The organism is Aphanizomenon sp. UHCC 0183 (assembly GCF_009712065.1).
In the GTDB taxonomy this organism is placed as follows: domain Bacteria; phylum Cyanobacteriota; class Cyanobacteriia; order Cyanobacteriales; family Nostocaceae; genus Dolichospermum; species Dolichospermum heterosporum.
Genome location: NZ_VILC01000030.1, coordinates 28,121 through 31,207 on the forward strand (window position 1 = coordinate 28,121; position 3,087 = coordinate 31,207).

Here is a 3,087-nt window from a genome sequence, read left to right on the forward strand (position 1 = left end):
GAAACGAGAAATCACCAATTACCAATTACCTATCACCTATCACCAATTACCAATCTTATGTCTACTAAAGTAGTTGAAATTCTCTCATCAGAAGAACTGCGTCGGACATTAACTCGAATGGCTTCTCAGATTATAGAAAGAACACGAGATTTATCTCAGTTGTTACTTCTGGGTATTCACACTAGAGGAGTACCATTAGCTTATTCATTAGCTCGTCAAATAGAAATCCTCGAAGATGTCAACGTTTCTGTAGGCTCTTTAGATATTACATTTTATCGTGATGATCTTGATAAAATCGGCTTGAGAACTCCAGAAAAAACCGATATTCCCTTTGATTTGACAGGTAAAACCGTGGTACTTGTAGATGATGTCATTTTTAAAGGCAGAACTATTCGGGCTGCTTTAAATGCCGTAAATGAATATGGTAGACCAGAAGCAATTCGCCTAGCCGTATTAGTAGATAGAGGTCATCGGGAGTTACCAATTCATCCAGATTTTGTTGGTAAAAAGTTACCCACAGCGAAGGAAGAAATTGTCAAAGTTTATCTGCAAGATAGTGATGGACGAGACGCTGTGGAGTTAATTAGTAATTGAAATTAACTTTTTTAGACAATTAAATATAAGATGGGCAGGCTAGAAGCCCACTCCACAATTAATATTTTAATCTTGTGGGGTGGGCATCCTGCCTGCCCTAGTCAACAGGGATACCTTATTTACTTCTCCCATAAATCGGGTATTTGGAAACAATCACCAAGAACTAACTAGCGAGGCTGAACCTTCAACCCCCGACGTTCTAAGATTTGCCGTACCTGGGGACTAGGTGTGTAATTATAACCGTAAGCAGAACGCTCTGAGTCATCCATAATTTGAGGTGTGAGTAAGACAATTACCTCTCTGCGTTCATTAGTTCTATTGGACTTTCTAAACAGCGAACCTAGTAGAGGAATATCACCTAAGATAGGCAGTTTAGAAACAGTTGTCCGGTCTGAATCTTGAATAATACCTGAAAGAATCAGTGTTTGACCGTCTCGCAAGCGAAGTTGACCAGATGCCAGACTTCTTGAAGCTAACAGGGTAATATCACCATCAGGACTACTTGTTGTCCCAGCCAGAGAAGACACAGTAGGGGCAACAGACAAAGAAACAAAACCATTATCATCTATTCTTTCTACTTTCACTGTCAAGGTTAGCCCTGCGTTCTTGATGATAGGTTCTCTCAGGAGATTCGTTATTTTAATTCCCCCGTATACTTCTGACGTTAAAGCGACTGTTGCGTTCTGTCCCTCTTGAACAATTAGGGTGGGGTCTGTCAAAATCTTGGCATTGCCACTTGTAACTTGTGCTGTCAAACTAGCCAGAAACTTTTTAGGGAACTGGTATAATTTTGGTAGTTCGTATGTGATTTCAGTAGGAGTAATTGCTTTAACACCTGTTACTTCTGGATTAGAGCTTGCACCTGCTGTAGGATTACCTGTACTGGAATCTCTTTTGTCCAGAAAAATGTTAGCACTGCTAAGTGGATTAGTTGTAATAGGTGTTTCGGTAACACTACTTGCTACTTCACTGCCTGTAGCTGGTCGAGAACCACCAAAATTGAAAGTTGCTGCACCACCATCACTGGTAAAGTAGCTATTACCAAGACCAAAAGAAAAACTAGAGTTAGAGTCTTGAATACCTAAAAGGTTGACATCAATAATTTTGACGTTCACTACCACTTGGCGACGACGGACATCAAGCTGTACTAATTGAGATACTGCCATTTCCACCATCTTAGGATTACCAATCAATGTCACAGAATTGGTGCGCTCATCTCCTGAAGCTTGTAATCCTCTCAATAAAGGTGTTGAATCTTGATAAGTAATCCGTTGAGTTTCGACTTTTGTTTCTGTGGTTGTTTGAGTTTGGGTAATGGGAGCTACTCCAGTCCCAACAGTTACAGCATTGACACTCGTAACCAATCTTTCTCGGCTGACGGCACTTTCTGCACCCAAAGCCACCAAGAAGTTTAAAGCAACTCCCACTGTTACCTGATTTAGTCGTAAACTCCGCATGACAGTATCACGGGTGGAGTTAGGTAATTTAGTCCCGACAAAAATTGTCCGTCCCGTGCGGTTAGCTTCTAAAGCACTCAACCGCAGTACATAGTTAAAGACATCTTGCACAGGTTCGTTTTCTATATCCAGAGAAATTGTTTGAGAAGTCTTTGTTGCATCCGCACCCTGTGCTTTTTCTGCTTCACCACCGATATAAACTACGTTTAAATTAGCAGCCCGCGCTAACAGTGATAAAACCTCTCTCACAGGTGCATCACGTAATACCAAGCGGGGAACTCGTTCTTGAGTACCTAAATCAATCACGGTGGGTGATGTATCAATATTTGATTGAGTAATATCTCCTACTGGTGGAGCGACGGCTCTGGGTAAAAAAGGAGGCGCTTGGTTATAAGGTTGATTTGGTCCTGCGGATTGGGCAATTTTACCGTCAATGGTGACTTGGGGATTAGGGACTAGGACATCTGGAGGTTTACCTGGTTCATCGGGTTTAGATTCAGGTGTGGTAGCTGGGGCTGCTGATACTTTTTCTATGGGCTTAGTGGCGGTTGATGCTGTTGAATTTGTGGTGGTGGTAAAGCCAAGGGTAAGATTATTATCCTTTCGCATGACGGGCTGATTGCTGGGTGCATCATCAACACCTGTGACTATTACCCGAATGCTATTAGCATCTAATTGTTTAACTTCAATAATCTTGATTCCCGGTGCGGGGTTTTCTTGACGGAAGTTATCACCTTTGGGTAGACGCAGTTGGGCATTAATTACATCTGCAATTAAGGATTTATCTTTTTTAGTTGTAAATACTTGGGGACGATTGCCGGCAGCAGTTTTTAAAATGACGCTGATTCCGCCCTCAATGGGATTGAGTTTGACATCAGTAATTTGTGTTAATTGTGCCAGGACTGGTTGAGCGGCTAAGAGTACACAAGCCGCTGCACTTGATACGAAAACACTATTATGAAACTGTTTCACAGTTCATTCCTCACATAAAATAAAAGTCTAAATTGTCACGTATAGCAGGGAACAGGGAACAGGG

General features: G+C 41.7%; 2 protein-coding genes. One reads left to right on the forward strand and one right to left on the reverse strand.

All coding sequences use genetic code 11. The features are described 5' to 3' along the window. Nucleotides 1–57 precede the first annotated feature (57 nt). The gene (gene pyrR / locus FJR37_RS12445; RefSeq protein WP_168466161.1) at nt 58–594 is read left to right on the forward strand and encodes a bifunctional pyr operon transcriptional regulator/uracil phosphoribosyltransferase PyrR; all 537 of its coding nucleotides are present in this window, start codon (nt 58–60) and stop codon (nt 592–594) included. Between the two features lie 167 nt (nt 595–761). Here pyrR and FJR37_RS12450 read toward each other — a convergent pair whose 3' ends face one another. Next, the gene (locus FJR37_RS12450) at nt 762–3,023 is read right to left on the reverse strand and encodes a type IV pilus secretin family protein (protein WP_168466162.1); all 2,262 of its coding nucleotides are present in this window, start codon (nt 3,021–3,023) and stop codon (nt 762–764) included. Nucleotides 3,024–3,087: the final 64 nt, after the last annotated feature.

Excerpts from the sequence above, each read along its gene's own strand:
- pyrR (WP_168466161.1), top strand. The coding sequence starts at position 58 with ATGTCTACTAAAGTAGTTGAAATTCTCTCATCAGAAGAACTGCGTCGG.